General features: G+C 70.0%; 19 protein-coding genes. 16 read left to right on the forward strand and 3 right to left on the reverse strand.

What is annotated here, in order from left to right; genetic code table 11:
- The first annotated feature begins 9 nt into the window (after positions 1 to 9).
- The 8 genes from ACO0M4_RS16650 to ACO0M4_RS16685 all read left to right on the forward strand — a co-directional run bounded on the left by ACO0M4_RS16650 (position 10) and on the right by ACO0M4_RS16685 (position 10,116).
- Positions 10 to 870 (forward strand): acyl carrier protein, encoded by an 861-nt coding sequence (locus ACO0M4_RS16650; RefSeq protein WP_430371027.1) that lies wholly within the window; start codon positions 10 to 12, stop codon positions 868 to 870.
- A gap of 6 nt (positions 871 to 876) precedes the next feature.
- The gene (locus ACO0M4_RS16655) at positions 877 to 1,131 is read left to right on the forward strand and encodes an acyl carrier protein (RefSeq protein ID WP_430371028.1); all 255 of its coding nucleotides are present in this window, start codon (positions 877 to 879) and stop codon (positions 1,129 to 1,131) included.
- Complete coding sequence (locus ACO0M4_RS16660) at positions 1,128 to 2,462, forward strand: MFS transporter (protein ID WP_430371029.1); 1,335 nt, start codon at positions 1,128 to 1,130, stop codon at positions 2,460 to 2,462. Before ACO0M4_RS16655 ends, ACO0M4_RS16660 begins: the two co-directional genes overlap by 4 nt.
- Entirely contained in the window at positions 2,459 to 5,569 is a 3,111-nt protein-coding gene (locus tag ACO0M4_RS16665; RefSeq protein WP_430371031.1) for an amino acid adenylation domain-containing protein, read from the forward strand. Before ACO0M4_RS16660 ends, ACO0M4_RS16665 begins: the two co-directional genes overlap by 4 nt.
- Positions 5,566 to 5,892 (forward strand): hypothetical protein, encoded by a 327-nt coding sequence (locus ACO0M4_RS16670; RefSeq protein ID WP_430371032.1) that lies wholly within the window; start codon positions 5,566 to 5,568, stop codon positions 5,890 to 5,892. Before ACO0M4_RS16665 ends, ACO0M4_RS16670 begins: the two co-directional genes overlap by 4 nt.
- A 112-nt stretch (positions 5,893 to 6,004) precedes the next feature.
- Entirely contained in the window at positions 6,005 to 6,967 is a 963-nt protein-coding gene (locus ACO0M4_RS16675) for an N-acetyltransferase family protein (RefSeq protein WP_430371034.1), read from the forward strand.
- A gap of 190 nt (positions 6,968 to 7,157) precedes the next feature.
- Entirely contained in the window at positions 7,158 to 7,598 is a 441-nt protein-coding gene (locus ACO0M4_RS16680) for a hypothetical protein (RefSeq protein ID WP_430371036.1), read from the forward strand.
- A 649-nt stretch (positions 7,599 to 8,247) separates the two neighbouring features.
- Positions 8,248 to 10,116, forward strand: a complete 1,869-nt coding sequence (locus ACO0M4_RS16685; RefSeq protein ID WP_430371037.1) for a protein kinase domain-containing protein — start codon at positions 8,248 to 8,250, stop codon at positions 10,114 to 10,116.
- Positions 10,117 to 10,380: 264 nt separating this feature from the next.
- Here ACO0M4_RS16685 and ACO0M4_RS16690 read toward each other — a convergent pair whose 3' ends face one another.
- The gene (locus ACO0M4_RS16690) at positions 10,381 to 12,408 is read right to left on the reverse strand and encodes a S8 family serine peptidase (protein WP_430371038.1); all 2,028 of its coding nucleotides are present in this window, start codon (positions 12,406 to 12,408) and stop codon (positions 10,381 to 10,383) included.
- Positions 12,409 to 12,590: 182 nt separating this feature from the next.
- On the opposite strand from ACO0M4_RS16690, the gene ACO0M4_RS16695 reads away from it, so the two are divergent.
- Entirely contained in the window at positions 12,591 to 12,806 is a 216-nt protein-coding gene (locus ACO0M4_RS16695; protein ID WP_430371040.1) for a VOC family protein, read from the forward strand.
- Between the two features lie 118 nt (positions 12,807 to 12,924).
- Here ACO0M4_RS16695 and ACO0M4_RS16700 read toward each other — a convergent pair whose 3' ends face one another.
- The gene (locus ACO0M4_RS16700; RefSeq protein ID WP_430371042.1) at positions 12,925 to 13,089 is read right to left on the reverse strand and encodes a hypothetical protein; all 165 of its coding nucleotides are present in this window, start codon (positions 13,087 to 13,089) and stop codon (positions 12,925 to 12,927) included.
- Between the two features lie 881 nt (positions 13,090 to 13,970).
- On the opposite strand from ACO0M4_RS16700, the gene ACO0M4_RS16705 reads away from it, so the two are divergent.
- From ACO0M4_RS16705 to ACO0M4_RS16720, 4 genes are all read left to right on the forward strand, one after another.
- The gene (locus ACO0M4_RS16705; RefSeq protein ID WP_430371043.1) at positions 13,971 to 14,276 is read left to right on the forward strand and encodes a DUF1330 domain-containing protein; all 306 of its coding nucleotides are present in this window, start codon (positions 13,971 to 13,973) and stop codon (positions 14,274 to 14,276) included.
- A gap of 144 nt (positions 14,277 to 14,420) precedes the next feature.
- Positions 14,421 to 15,704, forward strand: coding sequence for an IS701 family transposase (locus tag ACO0M4_RS16710; RefSeq protein WP_430371415.1), 1,284 nt, complete (start codon positions 14,421 to 14,423; stop codon positions 15,702 to 15,704).
- 196 nt (positions 15,705 to 15,900) lie between these two features.
- On the forward strand, positions 15,901 to 16,113 hold the full coding sequence (locus ACO0M4_RS16715) for a cold-shock protein (protein WP_430371044.1): 213 nt from the start codon (positions 15,901 to 15,903) through the stop codon (positions 16,111 to 16,113).
- Between the two features lie 126 nt (positions 16,114 to 16,239).
- Positions 16,240 to 16,392 (forward strand): hypothetical protein, encoded by a 153-nt coding sequence (locus tag ACO0M4_RS16720; RefSeq protein ID WP_430371046.1) that lies wholly within the window; start codon positions 16,240 to 16,242, stop codon positions 16,390 to 16,392.
- Positions 16,393 to 16,573: 181 nt separating this feature from the next.
- Here ACO0M4_RS16720 and ACO0M4_RS16725 read toward each other — a convergent pair whose 3' ends face one another.
- Positions 16,574 to 17,737, reverse strand: a complete 1,164-nt coding sequence (locus ACO0M4_RS16725; RefSeq protein WP_430371047.1) for an epoxide hydrolase family protein — start codon at positions 17,735 to 17,737, stop codon at positions 16,574 to 16,576.
- Between the two features lie 102 nt (positions 17,738 to 17,839).
- On the opposite strand from ACO0M4_RS16725, the gene ACO0M4_RS16730 reads away from it, so the two are divergent.
- The 3 genes from ACO0M4_RS16730 to ACO0M4_RS16740 all read left to right on the forward strand — a co-directional run bounded on the left by ACO0M4_RS16730 (position 17,840) and on the right by ACO0M4_RS16740 (position 19,099).
- Positions 17,840 to 18,415, forward strand: a complete 576-nt coding sequence (locus ACO0M4_RS16730; protein ID WP_430371048.1) for a CGNR zinc finger domain-containing protein — start codon at positions 17,840 to 17,842, stop codon at positions 18,413 to 18,415.
- A gap of 174 nt (positions 18,416 to 18,589) precedes the next feature.
- Positions 18,590 to 18,883 carry a hypothetical protein gene (locus ACO0M4_RS16735; protein WP_430371050.1) on the forward strand — a complete coding sequence of 98 codons (294 nt, stop codon included), beginning with the start codon at positions 18,590 to 18,592 and terminating at the stop codon, positions 18,881 to 18,883.
- 126 nt (positions 18,884 to 19,009) lie between these two features.
- Positions 19,010 to 19,099, forward strand: coding sequence for a K+-transporting ATPase subunit F (locus ACO0M4_RS16740; RefSeq protein WP_067356479.1), 90 nt, complete (start codon positions 19,010 to 19,012; stop codon positions 19,097 to 19,099).
- The last annotated feature ends 217 nt before the right edge of the window (positions 19,100 to 19,316 follow it).

The following is a 19,316-nucleotide window of genomic DNA, read 5'->3' on the forward strand; positions in this document are numbered from 1 at the left end:
CGGAAGAAGGTGGCCGACCTGCCCGCATACGCAGCGGAACCGCCGCGTCCGGGAGCTGCGTTCGACGAGTACCGGCTCGCCCGAGGCAGCGTGCTGGACCTGCTGCGCCCGGCACTGACCGACGCACTGGCCGCTGCCGGGACGCCCCCGGCGGCGGTGGACACCGTCCTGTTCGCCACGGAGTCGCTGCCCCGGGGCGAGGCGTCCCAGACCGCCGTCGCCCAACTGCTGGGCGACCTGGGGATGCCCCACGCGTACCCGGTGACGCTCGGCTTCGCCGACTGTTCCACCGCTACGGCGGCCCTCACCCTGGCCGCGGCGCTGGTGAGTTCGGGGGCGGCCCGGACCGTGGCGGTGGCCTCGGGGGATCTGGTGAGCACGGTGCGATCGGGCAGCCGGGTCCTCCTCGGCGGTTCCGCGGTCGCGAGCGACGGAGCCGCCGCGGCCGTCGTCTCCGGCCGACGGCACGGATGGGAGATCCTCGGCGGTGCCCGTCAGGTCTCCTACGACCTCGTCGGACCGGCCCCCGCCGCCCACCGGCTCAAGGCGCAACTGACCGCATATCAGGACCTGTTCGACGACCTCTGGTCGACCACCGGCCTGACGCCGCACGAGGTCGCCGCGGTCCTGCCCAGCAACCTTGCGGCCGACACCCTGCGGATGTTCCTGGGCGAGGCCGGCTTCGCGCCCGGGCAGCTCTACCAGGACAACGTGGGACGGATCGCGCACTGCCTGGGCAGCGATCCGCTGATCAATCTCACCGACCGCACGAAATCGGGCACCACGAGGTCGGCGTACCCCGTGGTCGTCCTGCTGGGATCGAGTGCGGCACATCTGGCCGCCGTTCTGCTACGCGCCGTGGAGGGCTGAATCAGCATGTCACCTGTCGAGGAGAGGATCGCCGCGATCTGGCGGGAGATTCTGGGACCGGACCTGGCGCCCGGTGCCGCCATCGGCGTCGAGGACGACTTCTTCGCCCTGGGCGGCACGTCCATGCAGGCGATGGCCCTGGTACAGCGGCTGCGCGAGGAGTTCGGGGTCCCGGTGGGATTGAGCGTGGTGGTGGAGGACGCCACGCTGGGCGGGCTCGGCGCCGCGGTCACGACCGCCGGGGGAGTCGCCCGGTCATGAGGTTCGAGTCCGTCGCCGCCCTGGGCAAACTGCCGCCCCGCACACGGGTGGTGATGGGCGCCAACCTGGTCAGCTCGGTGGGCACCGGCCTCGTGCAGCCCTTTCTCGTCCTGTACCTGACCCGCGTACGCGGGCTGTCCGTGGGCACCGCCACCGCCCTCATTTCGGTGATCGCGGTGGCGTCCCTGGTCGGCGGTCCGGTGGCGGGGCGGCTCGCCGACGGCTTCGGGGTACGGCGCACGGCGGCCGTGGCCATGGCCACCGCCGCCGTGGGCACGGCCGGATTCGCGCTGGTCACGACGGTGTGGGGCGCCGTGCTCGCCGGGCTGACCTACGGTCTGGCCCATGGCGCGATGCTCTCCGTGTGGAACGTCGTCATCGCGCGCAGCACGGAGGGCGAGGGCCGCTCCGCTGCCTTCGGGCTCCAGTTCGTCGCGCTCAACGCCGGCGTCGGGCTCGGCGGTGTGCTGGGCGGGGTCTTCGCCTCGACCGCGGATCCCGGCCGGTTCCAGTTGCTGTACCTGTGCGACGGCCTCTCGTTCCTGGTGGCCGGGACGTTGCTGGTCCTCGCGATCGGCGGGCAACGGGCGCCGGTGCCGTCCGACCCGCACACCGGCCCCGAGCCCACCACCGGCGACCGCGGCTACGGCGTGGTCCTGCGCGACCGCCGGTTGCTCAAGGTCCTGGTACTGACCGTCGCGCTCACGGTGGTCGGATACGGGCAGCTGGAGTCCAGCATCCCGGGGCTGGTCGCGGTGCAGGACATGGACGCCCGCATCATGGCGTGGGCGTTCGTGGCCAACACCTGCTGCATCGTGCTGATCCAGGCCGCGGCCGTCACGCGGATCTCCCGGACCGGGCCCGCCGTGCTGCTCGCCGCCACCGCCGCCAGCTGGGCGGGGTGCTGGCTGCTGCTGCTCCTGGCGACGACGAGCGAGCGAACGGCCCTCGAAGCGGCCCTGATCGTCGGCGCGTTGGCGGTCTTCGCGGTCGGCGAGGCGCTGCTCGCCGTCGCGCTGCCCACGCTGGTCAACGGCCTGGCCCCCGACGCGGTTCGCGGCCGGTACAACGGGGCCTACTCCGCGGCGATGTCCACGGGCCTGGTGATCGGTCCGCTGCTGGGCGGACAACTCCTCGGCGGCGCACACGCCTGGCTGCTGCCGGTCGTCCTGGGCCTGGGGTGTGTGGGGTGTGCCGGTGGTGCGTTGTTGCTGGGCCGCCAGGTGCCCGAAGCCCGGGTGGTGGCGCGGTCGGCACGGGACACGTACGACGGCGGGACGCCCGAGGTACCCGACCGGCTGGAGCAGTTGGAGGGTGGAGAGGTGCGATGACGGACGGATACGGCCCCGGCGATGACCGGGCCACGATGCACGGGCTTTTCCGGCGACGGGCCGCGGAGCGCCCGGACGCCCTCGCCCTGGTCCACCGGGACACCGCCGTGAGTTACCGGACGCTGGAGCGGGCCTCGGACGCCTTCGCGGTGGAACTGGCCCGTGCCGGGGTGGGCGCCGGCGACGTGGTGCCGGTGCTGATGCCGAGGTCACCGCGGTTCGTGGCGACCGTGCTCGCGGTGCTCAAACGAGGTGCCGCCTACGCGGCGATGGACCCGCGCTGGCCGCGTTCCCGGGTGGCGCAGTTGGTGGAGCAGACCGCCGCCCCGTTGATCGCCGCGGCCCCGCCCCATGCGGAGGGCTGGTCCTGCCCGGTGTGGGTCCCCGAGGCGGACCTCGCGCAGGTGGCCGCCGGACCCGCCGTACGCCCGGACACCCCGCCGGTCCGGGAGACGGACACCGCGTGCGTCTTCTTCACCTCGGGCAGCACCGGCCGCCCCAAGGGGGTGCTGTCCCCGCACGCCGGCACGGTACGGCTCTTCGACCCGGCCCGCTTCATGACCGTCGGCCCCGGCACGGTCATGCCGCAGGCCGCCCCGCTGCCCTGGGACGCCGCCTCGCTGGAACTGTGGTCGATGCTGCTGGGCGGCGGCACCAGCGTGCTGATCGACGAGCCCTACCTGACCGCGGACGCCCTGCGCACCCTCGTCCGCGGCGCCGGTCTGAACACCCTCTGGCTCACCGCCTCGGTCTTCCACATGCTCGTCGAGGAGGACCTCGACTGTTTCGACGGGATACGGCAGCTGTTGGTCGGGGGCGAACGGCTCTCCCCCGCACACGTCCGCCGGTTCGTCGCGGCGCACCCCGACACCGCCCTGGTGAACGGGTACGGGCCGGCCGAGTCCACGGTCTTCACGACGACGCACCGGATCACGCCCGCCGACTGCGCCGAGGGCGCGGACATCCCGGTGGGCCGCCCGGTGGCCCGTACCGAGGTGTTCGTCCTCGACGAGCGGTCGCGGCCGTGCCCGCCGGGCATCACCGGCGAGATCTGCGTGGCGGGCGCCGGCCTGGCGAACGGCTACCTCGCCGACCCCGAGCAGACCGCGAACAGCTTCACCGAACGCGAACTCGGTCCCGGGGGCCCGCGCCGGATCTACCGCACCGGGGACCTCGGCCACCTCTCGGCCGACGGGGTGCTGCATTACGCGGGCCGCGCCGACCGCCAGGTCAAGGTGCGCGGGCACCGCATCGAGCCGGGCGAGGTGGAGGCCCGGGTGGCCCAACTCCCCGGAGTCCGCCGGTGCGTCGTCATCCCCCTCATGGAGGAGGGCGCCTGCGTGGGGCTGGCCGCCGCGTACACCCGCGCGGACGGGGCGGCGGTGACCGAGGACACCGTCCGTGGCGCACTGGCCGCACAACTGCCGGAGTACCTGATGCCCCGGGCGCTCGCCGCCGTGGACACGTTCCCCCTGACCGGCAACGGCAAGTTGGACACCGGCGCGCTGCTGGACCTGGTGACACGGCGCGCGAGCCCCCGGAACGGAGCCGGCCCCCGCCACCGCCCCGACGACGGTTCGGTCACCGGCCAGGTGGCGCACGCCTTCGCCGAGACCCTGCGTACCGACGGCGCCGTTCCGCACGACACCTCCTTCTTCGCACTGGGCGGCGACTCGCTGGACGGCGCCCGCCTGTGCGTGCGGATCGGGGCGCGCACCGGCGTCCCCGTTCCGGCCTCGGTGCTCATCGCGGGCCCGACCGTACGGGAGCTGGCGCACTGGATCGAGGCCCGGGCGGTCGCGGCGGAAACGCCCGCCCCCGAGGACCCGCCGGCGCCCGGGGAACCACTGCCGCTGCTGCCCACGCAGAGCGGGTTCCTGTACGAACAGCAACTCGACCCCGCCGATACCTCGGCCCACTGCGAGCTGATCTGGCAGGCGACCGGAGACTTCGCCCCGGAGGCGTTCCGGGCCGCGGTGGCCGATGTGCACCGGCGACACCAGTCGCTGCACGCCCGGTACGTCTTCGACCGGCGCCCCGTCGCGCTGCTCGACGGGCAGATCACACCGGCGGAGACGACGGAGCTGGCCCCGGCCGCGGACCGGGACGCGGGCCTGGCGGCGGTCCGCCGCGCGCTCGGAGCGCCCTTGGACATCGGGGCAGGCGAGAACTGGCGGTGTGTCATGGCACCCGTGGCGTCAGGCCGTGCGTGGGTGCTGGGCATCGTCGTCCACCACATCGCCTTCGACGGCAGCTCGACCCGACCGCTGGCCGACGACCTCTCGACGGCCTACGCCGCCCGCCTGCGGCACCGGGCACCGGACACCGAGCCCCCTCCTCCACTGGCGGCCGTCCTCGCCGGCGCCAGGGCCCAGGTGAACGAGGCCGGGCTGGCGGAGCAGCGCACGTTCTGGAGCGAGGAGCTGACCGGCGTACCGCCGCTCACCGTGCCGGGCCCGGACGGGAACGGCACGTCACCCGGGCCCACCTTCCGGATACCGGCCGCCGACTGGGCCGCGCTTGACGTGCGCGCCCACGGCTGGGGCAGCACCCGCTTCGCGGTGGCGCTGGCGGCCTACGCCGAAGCGCTCGCCGCGGTCTCCGGCGACCGGGACCTGGCGATCGGCGCACCGATCGCCAAGCGCTACCACCCGCACACCGCCGATGCCATCGGCTGTCTCATCGACGTCATCTGCTTCCGCCTGCGCCCGGCCGGCGACGGTACGGCGAACCGCCTGCCCGCGCTCCTGGACGGCGTGCACGCGGCACTGGCCGCCCAGGACGTGCCGTTCGAGGAGGTCGTACGGCTGGCCGCCGACCCCGCCCGCGACCGCTCCCGCCACCCGTTGTTCCAGACGCTGTTCGCCTTGCAGAGCCTCCCGCCCCAACGCCTCGCGCTCGACGGCTGCGAGACCGTCTTCGTACGACCCCGGGCCGGGTGCGCCCTGCACGAACTGGAAGTGGAGGTGTGGCCGGAGCACGACGGTGGCGCGGAAGTGGTTCTCGGGCACCGGCCGGAGACCACCTCCCCCTCCTTCGTGGCGGAGGTGGCGGCGGCCTACCGCCGGTTGCTCCAGGAACTGGCCGCCGGGGCGGACCGCACATGAGCGAGCGCCCCGCTGCTGCGCGGCGGGAAGCCGCCGGCGAGGACGTGGAACAGCATCGCGAGCGCCTCCGCGAGCTGGACGGCGACCTCATCCGGCTGATCCAACTGCGTGTTCGGGAGGACCGGCTGCTGCAGGGCGCACGCCGCGCGGCCGGCTTCGCGCGTACCGACCTGGCGCGGGAGAACGCCGTACTGCGCGGCTACCGGGAAGCCCTGGGACCGGCCGGCGCCCAACTGGCCCTGCTCCTGATCGGTATGACCCGCCACGCGGACCAGGCCCCCGACGGTCGGGAGGAACGGCCGTCACCGGACCGATCACCGTGAAGCCGGCGGCCCGCCCCACGTCAGCGACCCACCCCGCAAAAGTAGGGTCGACGACGACCCTCCCGATGCAGACGAAAGAACCACGGCAACCGAACCGACGGAAAGGCAAGGCATGCACCACGTACGCCGGGCCCGCACGGCCGACCACCCCGCGCTCGTGGAGTGCGTCCAGAAGCGGTGGGGCGATTCCCGCACGCCCGAACAGGCGCGGGAGCTGTCACTGCTGCTGCCCCGGCTGTTCCTCCAGCACTTCGCCGGTACCAGCCTGGTCCTGGAGGACACGACCGGTATCCGGGCGTTCCTGGTCGGTTTCCACTCCGCCGACAACGCGCACCAGGCATACATCCACTTCGTCGGCGTGGACCCGCAGTTGCGCCAGCAGGGCATCGCCCGCCGGCTCTACACCCTCTTCTTCGAGCGCGCCGCCGCGGCCGGCCGCACCGAGGTGTGTGCCATCACCTCACCGCACAACACCGGTTCCCTCGCCTTCCACAGCGCCATGGGTTTCGAGCTGGTCCCCGGTGACCACGAGGCCCGCGGCCTGCCCGTACACAGCGACTACGACGGCCCCGCGCAGCATCGGGCGGTCTTCCGCAGGAAGCTCGGCGCACCGGGCCCGGGCACACTGGAGCCCTTCACGACGCGCCCGGCGAAGCCGGAGGACTTCGACACCGTCGTCGGGGTGATCGACGACTGGTGGGGCCGCCCCGCCTCCCGCGACCTGACCCGGGTCTTCGTCAGCCACTTCTTCGCGACCAGCCTGATCGCCGAGCGCGACGGCGAACTGGCCGGTTTCGTCATCGGCTTCCTCTCACCGTCCCAGCCCGAGGAGGCGTACATCCACTTCACCGGCGTCGCCCCCGCCTGGCGCCGCTCCGGCCTCGCCCGCTTCCTCTACGAGCGCTTCTTCGAGCTGGCGCGCGCCGACGGCCGCATCCTGGTCAAGGCGATCACCTCCCCCCAGAACAGCCGCTCCATCGCCTTCCACAACGCCATGGGCTTCACCAACTCCGCCCCGATCGCCGACTACGACGGCCCGTCGCTGGACCGGGTCACCTTCACCCGACCCCTCTGAAGAACCGCCCCAGGCACACCGAGCCGCAGCCACACGACAGATCCCCCGCCGCTCGCCCTCCAGCGGAAGTGGGGTCACACATACGACCCATAGCCGGAACGAGTGGAATAACCGACACTTTCCGCTCTCTCCCGAATGTCCCGATCTCTCCCAGGGGATTCCCTCCCCGGAAGAGCGTTGGGAGATCCGCATGTGTGACACCGCCAGCACCGGCCGCTCCGCGGCGACCGGCGGCTGCCGCATGCTGTTCCTCCTGGCGCTGCTGGCCTTGCTGGTCACAGCACTGACCGCCGGCTACGCCGACGCCGCATCGTCCGGCGTCGGCAAGTGCCCCACCCGCGCCGCCGCCCCTGCCCTCAGCGGTGCCACGGAACGAACCTGCGACACCACGGGGCACGTACTGGCACCGTCGAGCGACGCACACCAGCATCCGGGCAACGGCTTCCGGCGGTTGTGCCATGCCACGGCCTGCCATCTGCGCCATCACGTCCCGACCGGACCGAACGGCAAGGCCCTGCGGGAATCCCCCGTGCGGGAGTCCCCGGACGCGCCGGGGCACGCCGCCCCAGGGGCCGTCCGCCCGGCTGCCGCCACCGGCCTGCCTGCGCGGGTGACCGTTCTGCGCTGCTGAGCGGGCCCGGTCGCGCACCACGCCCCGCCCTCCCCGCACCTGGGCCGATGGGACGGTCGCGGCCTGCCGCAGCAACGTCCACGCCTTCGCCCCGCAGGAGTTCCGGCATGCCCGCCGACATCTTCGCCGCCCTCGGTGCGCTCGTACGCGCCGAGGCCCGCCGCAACGCACCCCGTCCGCCGACCCCGCCCGCACCGGCTGATCCGCCTGAGCCGCAGGGCCCGGCGGCCCCCGTTCCGGCGCAGCACCCCACCCCACCGGCCAGACCACACAACGAACCCGCAACCACCTCGCCCCCTCCTCCCTCGTCCCCTTCACCCGAGCCCGCTTCCCTCACCTCCCCTCCCCTCACGTCCTCTTCTCCCGCCGGTGGGCGCCCGCGCTCCGGGCCGCTGCGCAAGCTGTTGGCCCTCGTCGCTTCGCTCGTTCGCCGACGCCGCCGTGGCACCGCCGAACGCAGCCCGGCGCCCGAGTCCTGACGGACCCGTCTGCCGACCACGCCGGTGGGAAGGTTGCCGGGTGAGGACGGCGCGGCGGGGCGGGTGTCCGGCGTTCCGGCCACCGAGCCGCCGCGCTCGTCCGCTCTTGTCGGTAGGTGACGGGGCAGCCCCGACTGCCGGCCGCTCCGGCGTTCGATAGCCTCTCCAACATGACCTTCAAGGGGGAGGGGTCCGACCTCGACGGCAGCGGAGCTGTGCCGTTGGGGGAGGAGGACCCGCAGCGGATCGGTTCAATCCGGCTGGTCGGCAAGCTCGGCGCCGGTGGCATGGGGCGGGTGTACCTGGGGGTCGCGTCCGGCCGCTATGCCGCCGTCAAACAGGTGTTGCCGCTCCTCGCCGAAGACGAGGGATTCTTACGGCACTTCGGGCACGAGTTGGACAACCTCGCGCGACTGCCGGCGGAGGCGACGGCGCCGCTGCTCGCGAGCGACCGCTCCGCTCGGCCGCCGTGGTTCGCCACCGCGTACATCCCGGGCCTCACCCTGAGCGAGGCGGTCGATCTACACGGCGGCCGATTGCCCGCCGACGCCTTGTGGCTGTTGCTGCGGGAGGCGGCCGCCGGCCTGAAGACCGTCCACGCACAGGACATGGTGCACCGGGACCTCAAGCCCTCGAACGTCATGGTGACCGTCGACGGCCTCACCCTGATCGACTTCGGGGTCGCACGGGCCGTTGACCAGAGCCGGTTGACGCAAACCGGCATGATCGTGGGCACGCCTGCCTACATGTCGCCCGAACAAGCCTCGGGCAAGCGGCAGTTGAGCGGTGCGACGGACGTGTTCGCGCTCGGGTCGCTGATCGCGTTCGCGGCGAGCGGCAACCCGCCCTTCGGGGACGGCGCCGGACTGGGCACGCTGTACCGCATCGTGCACGACGAGCCGGATCTCCAGCCGGTGCGGGACCTGGACCCGGAACTCGCCCGTATCGTCGCGTCCTGCCTGGACAAGGACCCCGAGGGCCGCCCCACGTCGGCCGAACTCCACGAACTCGCCGTCGGGCGGGGAGCGTCCGTGGCCGGTGCCTGGCCGTCGGCCGTCGCGGAACGGCTGTCCGAACGTGCCGCCTTCGCCACCACGGTGCCCCGGATCGAGGACGACGAAGCTCAGGCGGAGGACGTCCGGACCACCGATCTCGCGGCCCCCGACAGGCCCGCACGGACACTTCCCGCGGCACCGCCGGAACCGGTGGGGGAGAGCGCGGACGCCACGCCGGTCGTCTCCACCGAACCCCGGCCCACCCGCGAGCGCCGACGCAAACGCCTCCTGCTGGCCATCCTTCCGGTCCTGGTCGTAGGCGGCGGGACCACCCTCGCACTGCAACTGCTTCCGTACACGTCGCCCCTGCACGACAACGGACGGGCCGCACCCTCCGCATCGGTCTCCACGCAGCTCCACCCGACAGCGCCCTCCTCCGGAGCCGGTCACTCGGGTGCGCCGTCGGGCCGGGCGACACCGGGGCAGCAGCCACAGCCCGCCTCGTCGGGCGACGCGACCGGGGGCTCCGGCACGGGGGACGACAAGGGCACGTCGTCGGGCTCCCGGAAGGAGACAGGCGGGGGTGACGGAGCGGGGGGTTCCGGCGGTTCGGGAGCCAACGGCTCCGGCGGTTCGGGTGGCACGGCGACCAAGAAGCCGCCGGAGAGCCCCACGCCGGGCGGGTACCACCGGATCAAGAACGCCGGCAACGCCCAGTGCCTGATCGAGACGGTCTACGGCAACGCCCCCGCCTTCGGCGACTGCACGGGTGACCCCTCCGGGGCGTGGACGTACCACCAGGCATCGGACGGCACGTTCACCGTGGTCAACCAGCGCACCGGCGACTGTCTGACGGCGGGGATGCCCGGCAACAACGCCTTGGCGGTCGGCTGCGGGGGAACCGGTCAGTCATGGCGCGCGGGCACCGGCGGGACGCTCCACAGCGTGTACAACGGCCAGTGCCTGGACATCGCCTACGGCGGTGGGGTGGCGACGGCGGCCTGCGAGCCCGGGAAGACGTCGCAGCGTTGGACCGCGTCGTAGACCCGGGACCGACTGCAACGGCTCCGCAGCGAGGGCCTGGTACCGCCCTGGATCGCCCTCACGGCGGCGCGGCAGTATGCCGACCACCAGCCCGGTGACCGGTGTGACGACGAGTTCGACAACGAGCCCTGGTGCCGACCTTCGCCGGGACGCTCCCCGAACTCCTGGCGACGGCCGGCGCCCTGACGCAGCACGCCACATGACACCGTGTGGCGTCATGTGGCGTCATGTGGCGCTGGTTGGGCCGGTGGGGGAGCCGGACCGTCAGGACAGGCGCCAGGCCACGGCGTACGGCTGGGCGAACTGCGTGATCCGATGCGCGCGGACGACGATCTGGGCGTCCCCGCTCGGAATGTCGGCCCAGCGCACCTGCTCGACGTTGTTGACGCGGTCGAAGCCGGGGTCCGTGCCCATGTTCCCGTGGCGTTCCTGCCCGCCGGCCCGCACGATCAGGTCGAGGTCGTTCTGCAGGGCAGGACCGGGCGGATCCGTCCAGACCAGCGTGATCTTCAGCTGGTGACTGCCGCCTTGCGGGACCGTGAGGGTCAACGGACGCTCCTGGTCCTGGTCCAACGCGTCCTCGTCGGCGAAGCCCGCCTGGTTGCCGGCATCCGGCAGCACGATGGCCTGTTCGAGGTTGACCAGGCCGAAGCCGGAATTGTTGTTGGGGGAGGGGCCGGCCTCGGTCGGGTTGTACTGGCCGGGGAGGTCGTCCGCGCCGTTGATCAGCATCGCCTTGACCAGTGCGGCGCTCGGATCGGGGGTGCCGTTCTTCACGAGGGATTCGCGCAGCACCGCCGCACAGCCGGCGACCAGCGGCGTGGCCATGCTCGTGCCGCTGTCGAAGAAGAAGTCCGGGTCATCGGAGTTCCCGAAGACATTGCTGAACTTCGCCGCACGCGAGTGGGTCGACAGGATCGACGTGCCCGGGGCGACGACGTCCGGCGCGATGCGGCCTTCCTGCGTGGGGCCCCGGCTGCTGAACGCCGCCATCCCGGCGGAGTTGTCCGCCTGCCGGTCGTCGTGGATCGGATTGACCGGGAACGACGACGAACTCAACTGGCCGTAGGTGAGCGGGATATCGGGGCGTTCGCTCTCACTGGCGCCGACCGTGAGGCAATTCTTGGCCGCGGCCGGACCGCTGACGGAGGCCGGGCTGATCCGGCCGATGCCGCCCAGATCACGGCCGGCGTTGCCCGCGGCGAAACAGATGACGAGGTTCTTGTTGTTCCACACCATCTGGTCGATCTCGGTCGACTGCTCGTTGTAGGGCAGGCTCGGCCGGATCGGGCCCCAAGAGTTGGTGTGGACCCGTGCCTTGTCCTCGGTGTAGGGCGGCTCGAACAGGTCTTGCAGATCGGTCGGGATGCCGCTCAACGCACCGTTGTCGTCGAGCAGCGACTGCAGGACCAGGGTCGCCTCGGGAGCGGTGCCGGCGATGGCGCCGCCCATCGACGCGGACGTGCCGTTGCCGAGGACCGAGCCGGCTACGTGGGTGCCGTGGCCGTCGGGGTCATTGGTCTGGTCTGGTCCGGTCCGGCCCAGCGCGATCAAGCGCTTGACCCGGCCTTGGAACGCCGGGTGCACGTCTTGGGTGGATCCCTTGTCGAGACCGGTGTCGGCGATGGCCACCACCTGCTCCGCGCCCCGGAACTCCGTGCCGTTGTGGGAGACCCGCGCGTGCAGGAGCTGCCCTGCAACGGAGTTGTACAGCACCATGTCGGGGACTTCCTCGACGTGCCGTATCTCGTCCAGGGAGGTCAGCGCGGTCAGGTTTTCCTCCGACACCGTCATGCGCACCTTCTGCCGGCCGGATCGGACGTCGCCGACCCCCACGCCACCGGCTGCGGCGATCCGCTCCCGCACCTCGGCCCCGCTCGGATCGACGTCCTGGTGCAGGACGACGTCAACGGTGTGCGTACGCGGCTTCGCCGCTTCCAACGGTTCGGCGAGAACGGCAATGCCCGGCCGCAACCGGCCCGAGCGCAGCGACGGGGCGAGCTTGAATCCTTCTAGATAGACGTCCGCCCAGGCCACGAACGGCAGGGCCCGGACGGCCTCCAGGTCGGACGGTCGGTATCCGCACAGGTAGGTACTGTCCGGTACGTACTCGTGGATGACCACACCCAGCGCCGACAGTTGTTCCTTCTCCGCCGCGGTGGGCACATGCGTGGTCTGCACAAGCAGATAGTTTGATGCCGAAGCATCCTCGAAGACCAGCGATTCACTGGCCAGCTCTGCGGACTGGGCCAACGGGTCGACAGTCACGCCGTTGATGGTGATGCGAGCCACGCCTAGCTCCCGGGTTGTGGATGTACGGTGGCTACTTTTCTCACTATATAGGCCAAATGGGCGACTGGCGCGGGGCGATTGCACCCGCTATGAGTTCGCTGTCGCTTTCAAGTTCTTGGCCGGAATCGCTCCACGGGCGAATCCACTGGACGGCCACCCGCGACTGCCAGACAGTGCGCCGCATGTCTTCTCTCGTGCGGCGCCTCACCTTCGACTGCTCCGACGCCTACCGCCTTGCACAGTTCTGGGCCGCGGTCCTTGACGGCTCGCTGGCCGGCGATGGGGTGCATGTGGATCCGCAACCCCAGGACCGGTCGCGGGACGAGGAGGTGGAACGCGTTCTCGCCTTGGGCGCCACGGTGGTTGGTGGTCACCGCAGCCCCGACGGAACCGGCTAGGTGCCCCTGGCCGACCCCAACACTCCTGCCTACCGGTTCCGAGCGTACGTCCACGTCAGCGCCAACCACTGAGCCCCGCCCGGCACTTGACCGAACGGGCGTCCGTCTTACTGTCTGGTCAGTGGCAGAACGACGACTTGACAGCGGTCACGATGTTCGCGGCCTGGTCGTCCGTGAGGCTCGGCACCGTGCCGCCTTCGAACCGCGCTGCGGCGTGCCGCTGGACCGTCGCCGAGTCCTTCTCACCCTTGATGTCCGAGCACACGTACCGGGCACGGTCCACGGCTGGACTCTCCTTGGCCACCAGACCCGGGTCTATCTCGTACGCGTAACACCCCCGGCGCAACACCTGAACATTCCCGTCCGTGTCGGTCCCTCCCAACGCGACGGGCCGCGCGTGGTCCAGGGCCTATAGGACTACGGCGAGCCGCGCAAGGCAGCTTCGGCCTGTGACCAGCCGCCCTCGGCCAGACTGTCTGAAACGCATCAAGAGGTATGGAGGCGCCGCACGCTTCCATGCCACAGTGCACCGTCCACTGACCCCAGGACACGTGAAAGCGAGGCGTCATGACGACGAACGAAGGCACTGTTGCCAGCGGCTGCCAGTGCGGCCCCGGCTGTAGCTGCGGCTGCCAGAGTGGCGGCCCCTGTCAGTGCGGCGGCTCTTGCAGCTGATAGCGAGCGGCTTCATGAGCCCCTGGACAACCTGTCTGGGGGCTCTGCCACGCCACCGAGGCGAACCGCTTGCCGTCCTCAGCATCCAGTACCCCAAACTCCATACGTGTCTTCAGCCGAGGGCACCCTTGGCACAAGACCTGAACATTCCCGTCCGTGTCGGTCCCTCTCAACGCGAGGGGCCGCGCGTGATCCACGCTCTACAGCGTCCGCCGGCTCGGGTCGGCTCGGGACACCCGGTGACGGAGCACGGAGGGCGGGGCTTACGCGGTATTGGGTGGATCACCTCTCGGGGCAATGCGGCAAGTTCGATACCGCGCAGCTTCGTCCCCCTGGTGGTGGTCGTCGTTGTGTGCCCGCCCCCGGACTCGAACCAGGAACCTCACCCTGCTAATACTCCAGCGCGACTTTGTGATCTGCGTGATTTGACCGTGCCTCAGCGGCGGTCGTAGGGGTATACAAGGGCACGCGCTCCTGGAGCGTGGAAGCATGACCCGCATGGCTGCTTATGTGATCTCCGAGGTGGAGATTTTGAACCAGGCGCTTGCGGACGAGTACAGAAGGTTGGCTGAGGCTTCGATCCATCGTTACGGAGGCCGCTACGTTGTCCGCGGTGCGCAACCAGACCCTGTTGAAGGCGCCTGGCCTCCCGAACGACGTCTCGTGATTGTCGAGTTCCCCGACATGGATCGAGCCAAGACGTGGTATGACTCGCCCGAGTACGCAGAGGCACTGAAAATGCGTCAGGTCGCACTTGACCGGCGACTTCTATTCGCCGAGGGCCTGCCGGAGTAGCCGTTCCAGTCTGACGTCGCCCTCTTGGGGTGCCCCTGGCCGACAGTGGGAGCGGCCACCGCGTGATCATCGGGGGTTGTGTGGACTCCTGAAGATCGTGCGGTGGCCGCAGGCCATAGCGTAGACCCTGCCCGCTGGCGGGCGATGTTCGACCAGGCCATGGCTCGGATCGCGGGCAGATTCAGCCGAGTTGAGCCCCGGGCCGCGGCTCGCTCTTACCTGCTCGGGCTGTTGTCAAGCGTCGAACGGAAGAACTGCTGGCAGCTGGCCGAGCAGGCGGGCCTTCCGCGGCCCGGGCCGATGCAGCGCCTGTTGCGCTACGCCCGTTGGGACGCCGATACGGTCCGCGACGACCTACGTGCTTACGCCGCCGAACACCTCGGCACAGATGGCGGCGTTCTCGTTGTCGACGAAACCGGCTTCCTGAAGAAGGGCCGGTCCTCGGCCGGCGTGCAAAGGCAGTACACCGGCACCGCAGGACGCATCGAAAACGCCCAGGTCGGCGTGTTCCTCGCCCTGGCCACCAGCCGGGGACGGGCCCTGATCGACCGGCGGCTCTACCTCCCGAAACACTCCTGGTCCAATGATTGCGATCGCCGCACTGCAGCCGGGATACCCGAGACCGTGCACTTCGCCACCAAGCCCCGTCTGGCCCAGGAGATGATCGAGGCCGCGCTGGACAGCGGGATCACCGCCCCCTGGGTGACCGGCGACGAAGCCTACGGACAAGACCCCCAGCTCCGCGCCGCACTCGAAGCACGCGGTATCGGCTACGTGATGGCCGTCGCCTGCTCGACGCGGGTGAGAATCAACCACGGCCGCACCCTTGTCCGCGCGGACACCGTCGCCGACCGGCTGCCCGCCACAGCCTGGCAGCGGTACAGCGCCGGAAACGGCGCAAAAGGCCCGCGATACTACGACTGGGCGTGGATCTACACCGGGACCGGCAGCCACCGGCACCTGCTCATCCGACGCAACCGGTCCACCGGCGAACTCGCCTTCTACATATGCTGGTCACCCACGGAAGTGCCCCTGTCCGAACTGGTCCGCGTCGCCGGTGTCCGCTGGAGCATCGAAGAGTGCTTCCAGGCCGCCAAAGGCCAGGTCGGCCTCGACCACTACCAGGTCCGGCACTGGACCTCATGGCACCGGCACATCACGCTCGCCATGCTCGCCCTGGCCTTCCTGACTGCCCTCGCCGCCGATGCGGCCCCCGAACGGCCCGCCGACACGCACCCGCCTGTCCGCAGCAGTGATTCGATCACGCTGACCGTCCCAGAAATCCGCCACCTACTCACCGCCGTCTTCCACCCACCGGCCGTGACTGCGACCAGGCTGCTGCACTGGTCCAACTGGCGCAGACGCCACCAGGCAACAGCCAGACGCAGCCACTACCGACGACGGATCACCAGCGCACCCACGGGATAGATCACGAAACCGCACTGGAGTACTAAGGGGCACGACTCTTGGGCCAGGCGGGATTGTTGCTGTTCCTGTCGCTGAACAGGACCTGCACTCTGCTACACACTGTGAGTGTCTATTTACGTACCGTCTTGGTTGTGGCACGATCGCGTCTGTGATGGCCGGGGGAAACCACGCCCCGCGCTTGACTTAGGGAGTACTCATGGCTGACCGACAGAGCGGCACGGTGAAGTTCTTCAACGACGAGAAGGGATATGGGTTCATTACCCCGGATGGCGGAGGTGACGATCTCTTCGTGCACTTCAGGGCAATCGAATCGGACGGGTTCAAGTCCCTGAAGGAGGGGCAACGCGTGAGTTTCGTCGCCGCGCGGGGACAGAAAGGCATGCAAGCCGAGCAGGTGCGGCCGGAGTGACGCGCTGACAGGGCTGCCGCGCCTGCTCGCCGACAACCTGCACCTGTGCAACGCCGGCAACCACGCCGGCACACACGCAGACTGCGCGCCGCAGGCGCCTTGTCCGGCGCCTGCCACGCCAAGGCGATGACCTCCACCACCCGCGCGCATCTGGTGCACGTTCCGGCCCGGCTGGCTTCCTCTGCGAGGAGGCTGACGCTGCATCTGCCCGTCCGGTGGCGGTGGCACCACGCCTTCATCGAACTGTTCCACGCCGACCACGGTCCACCGCCGCGCTGACCTGCCGCTGCCCGCCCCGCCCGCCAAAGGCCCGATCGAAGGCGAACCTGTGGAAGTGCCGGTGCGGGCCGGCGGCTGATCCCTGCCTGGAACCGGCGGCTCTCGCCGGATTGCCTCATGCTCCGTCAGCTCATGCCATCAGATCATCAGCCGGTGGATTCGGGCTCAGACCCAGCGGCGTTCACCGATTAGCGGCCAGCACTGCCGCGAGGCCTTCTTGCAGGTCCTTGACGAAATACTCGGGAACCTCCAGCGACGGGAAATGTCCCCCGGTTTCAGGCGACCTCCATCGGACGATCTGTCGGTACCGCTCCTGTGCCCAGGCGCGCGGACTCTTCTCGATGTCGCGGGGATACATGCTGATTGCTGTCGGGACATCGACCCGAAGTTCGGGGTCGAGCGAGAGGTGGCTTTCGTAGTAAATGCGGGCCGACGACGCTCCGGTCCGCGTCAGCCAATACAGAGTGACGTCGTCAAGAACGCGGTCCATGGAAATCGTCTCGAACGGGCTGTCTTCGGTGTCTGTCCATTCGGCGAACTTGTCAAGGATCCAGGCGAGAAGCCCGACTGGTGAGTCGACGAGCGAGTAGCCGATGGTCTGCGGTCGGGTCGCCTGCTGCTTCGCATACGCCGCGCGATAGAGCCAGAAATCGCGGGTTTCCTCGGTCCATTTGCGCTCGGCCGCCGTCAGCCCGTCCGTTGTCAACCCGGGCGGTTCCTGCGCGGTCGTTGTGTGGATGCCGAGAACGTGCGCCGGGAACCTGCCGCCGAGGACCGTGGTGATCACACCTCCCCAGTCACCGCCGTGGGCTACGAACTTGCTGTAGCCGAGCCTTCCCATCAGTTCCACCCATGCGGCCGCGATCTTTTCGATTCCCCACCCGGTGGTGGCCGGCTTGTCGCTGTAGCCAAAGCCTGGCAACGACGGGGCCACGACGTGGAACGCCGGCGCGTCCGCATCTTTCGGATCTGCCAGCTCGTCCACTACATCGATGAACTCGGCAACGCTGCCTGGCCAGCCGTGCGTCAAGATCAGAGGCGTGGCATCTGCTCGCGCGGATCGGCGGTGTAGGAAGTGGATTCCCAGACCATCAATGGTCGTGCGGAACTGGCCGATCCGATTAAGGCGCTCTTCGAACGACCGCCAGTTGTACCCGGTGCGCCAGTAGTTCACGACACCGACGAGGTCGGCGAGAGGAACGCCCTGTTCCCATCGGCGAGGGTCGGGCGCGGCGCGATAGACCGTCTCGGCTTCCGGCAGCCGCGCCGCGGCCAATCGCGCGCGCAGATCGTCGAGGTCAGCGTCAGTTGCGTGGGCTTCAAATGCTTGCACGTCGCTGGGCATGAGACCTCCTGGTCATCGTGGAACCGGCTTGGATCTGTGCGAACCGGCTAAGACGGTTCTAGCGTGTCTCGATGTCAGCGCGCAACCGGCTAAGGTGGTTCCATGCATGCTCAGTTCCCTGACTTCCGTCTCGGCAAGGTGCTGGCGACCAGCTTCACGGCGACTCTGACGGAGCGTCGTGGCAACGCCGTGGAACGCATTCCCACGCCGCAGCGACTCGTCGACTGGCTGGCAGTGAACGGCCTCGCCGTGGAGTCCTGCACCACCGCCCAGCTCGAACTCGCTTGGGAACTGAGGGAATCAATTCACGCTGCCTTGACAGCGGCCGCGATCCAAGACTCTCTCCCTGCGTCTGCTGTCCAAGTCATCAATGACTGCAGCACTCAGGGTCGGGCCGCGGCTATCTTGACGCCCGAGAGCAATCGGCGATGGCGACTCAGCTCGGCTTCCTGCGTAGAAGATGCCCTAGGCGTGATCGCCGCCGACGCGATCAGCATCATCGCGGGCGAACGAGACGGAAAATTGGCCTTGTGTGCATCGCCAACCTGCCAAGCTGCCTTCTTCGACACCAGCCAAAGTCGCACCCGCAGATGGTGCGAAATGAACACGTGCGGGAATCGTCAGAAGAAAGCGCGCTTCAATGCCAACCAGCGCAAAAACCCCAGATCAGCAAAGTAAGAGCCAATCCGTCGCCTTCGATCGACGTGCTGAATCCCAACCTCGTCCCCCGACGTCGGGCTCGTCCCGCTCCTGCGCCTCGCCGAGCGGGTCGGGCTGCCGCGCCTGCTCGCCGACCACCTGCACCTGCGCAACGCCGGCAACCACGCCGGCGCCCACGCGGATGCCAAGGCGATGACGCTGATCGGCGCGAAGTGCGCCGGCGCCGACACCCTCGCCTTCGTCGGCATCGACCCCACCCGCCGGCGCGTGGTCGGGTACGCCAAGCAGGGCGCCGAGGTCGGCCGCCTCAAGGGGCAGCGCACCGTGCACCCGATCCTGTCCACGATCAGCACCCCGTCGGAGAGCGCTGCGCTGCACCGGGACCCGCGGTCGCCCGCCGAGCTCCTGGTGGCCGCCCGCCCCGACGAGTGTCCGCTGCCCGCCGCCGGCGTGCCGCGGGCGGCCGCGCCGTTCGGATTCCGTTAGGGAACCGGCCGCCGCACGCACAGGGGGCGGTGCTTGCCGCCACGGTGGAGCGGACCCCGATCGGGCGGAGCAGATGAGGAGATCCGTGATGGATGGCCGTGGCGGGACCGTGCCGGTGGTGGCGTGGTGAGCGTGGAGCGCATCGTGGGGGTGCTGGTGGCGGTGGCACTGGTCGGGCTGTTGGTGGCCGGGGTCAAGTTCCCGGACCGGTTCTGAGCGGATCAGCCCTCGCCGAGGCCGGCGCCTTCGAGGTCCGCATCGTGTTGCATCCGGCGCCGTGTGGTGTCGCTGATGTGGTGGTCCGCGTAAGACCGTTGGAGCTGTGTGGAGGGCGGGGGTGAAGACGCCCACGTCGGTGGTCGGGCGTAGTAGCCGGCGAGGGCCGACGAGTTGAGTTGCGGAGCACGGGACGACGAGGGTGGTTTGATCGTCG

The organism is Streptomyces sp. RGM 3693 (assembly GCF_050471125.1).
Taxonomy (GTDB): Bacteria; Actinomycetota; Actinomycetes; order Streptomycetales; family Streptomycetaceae; genus Streptomyces.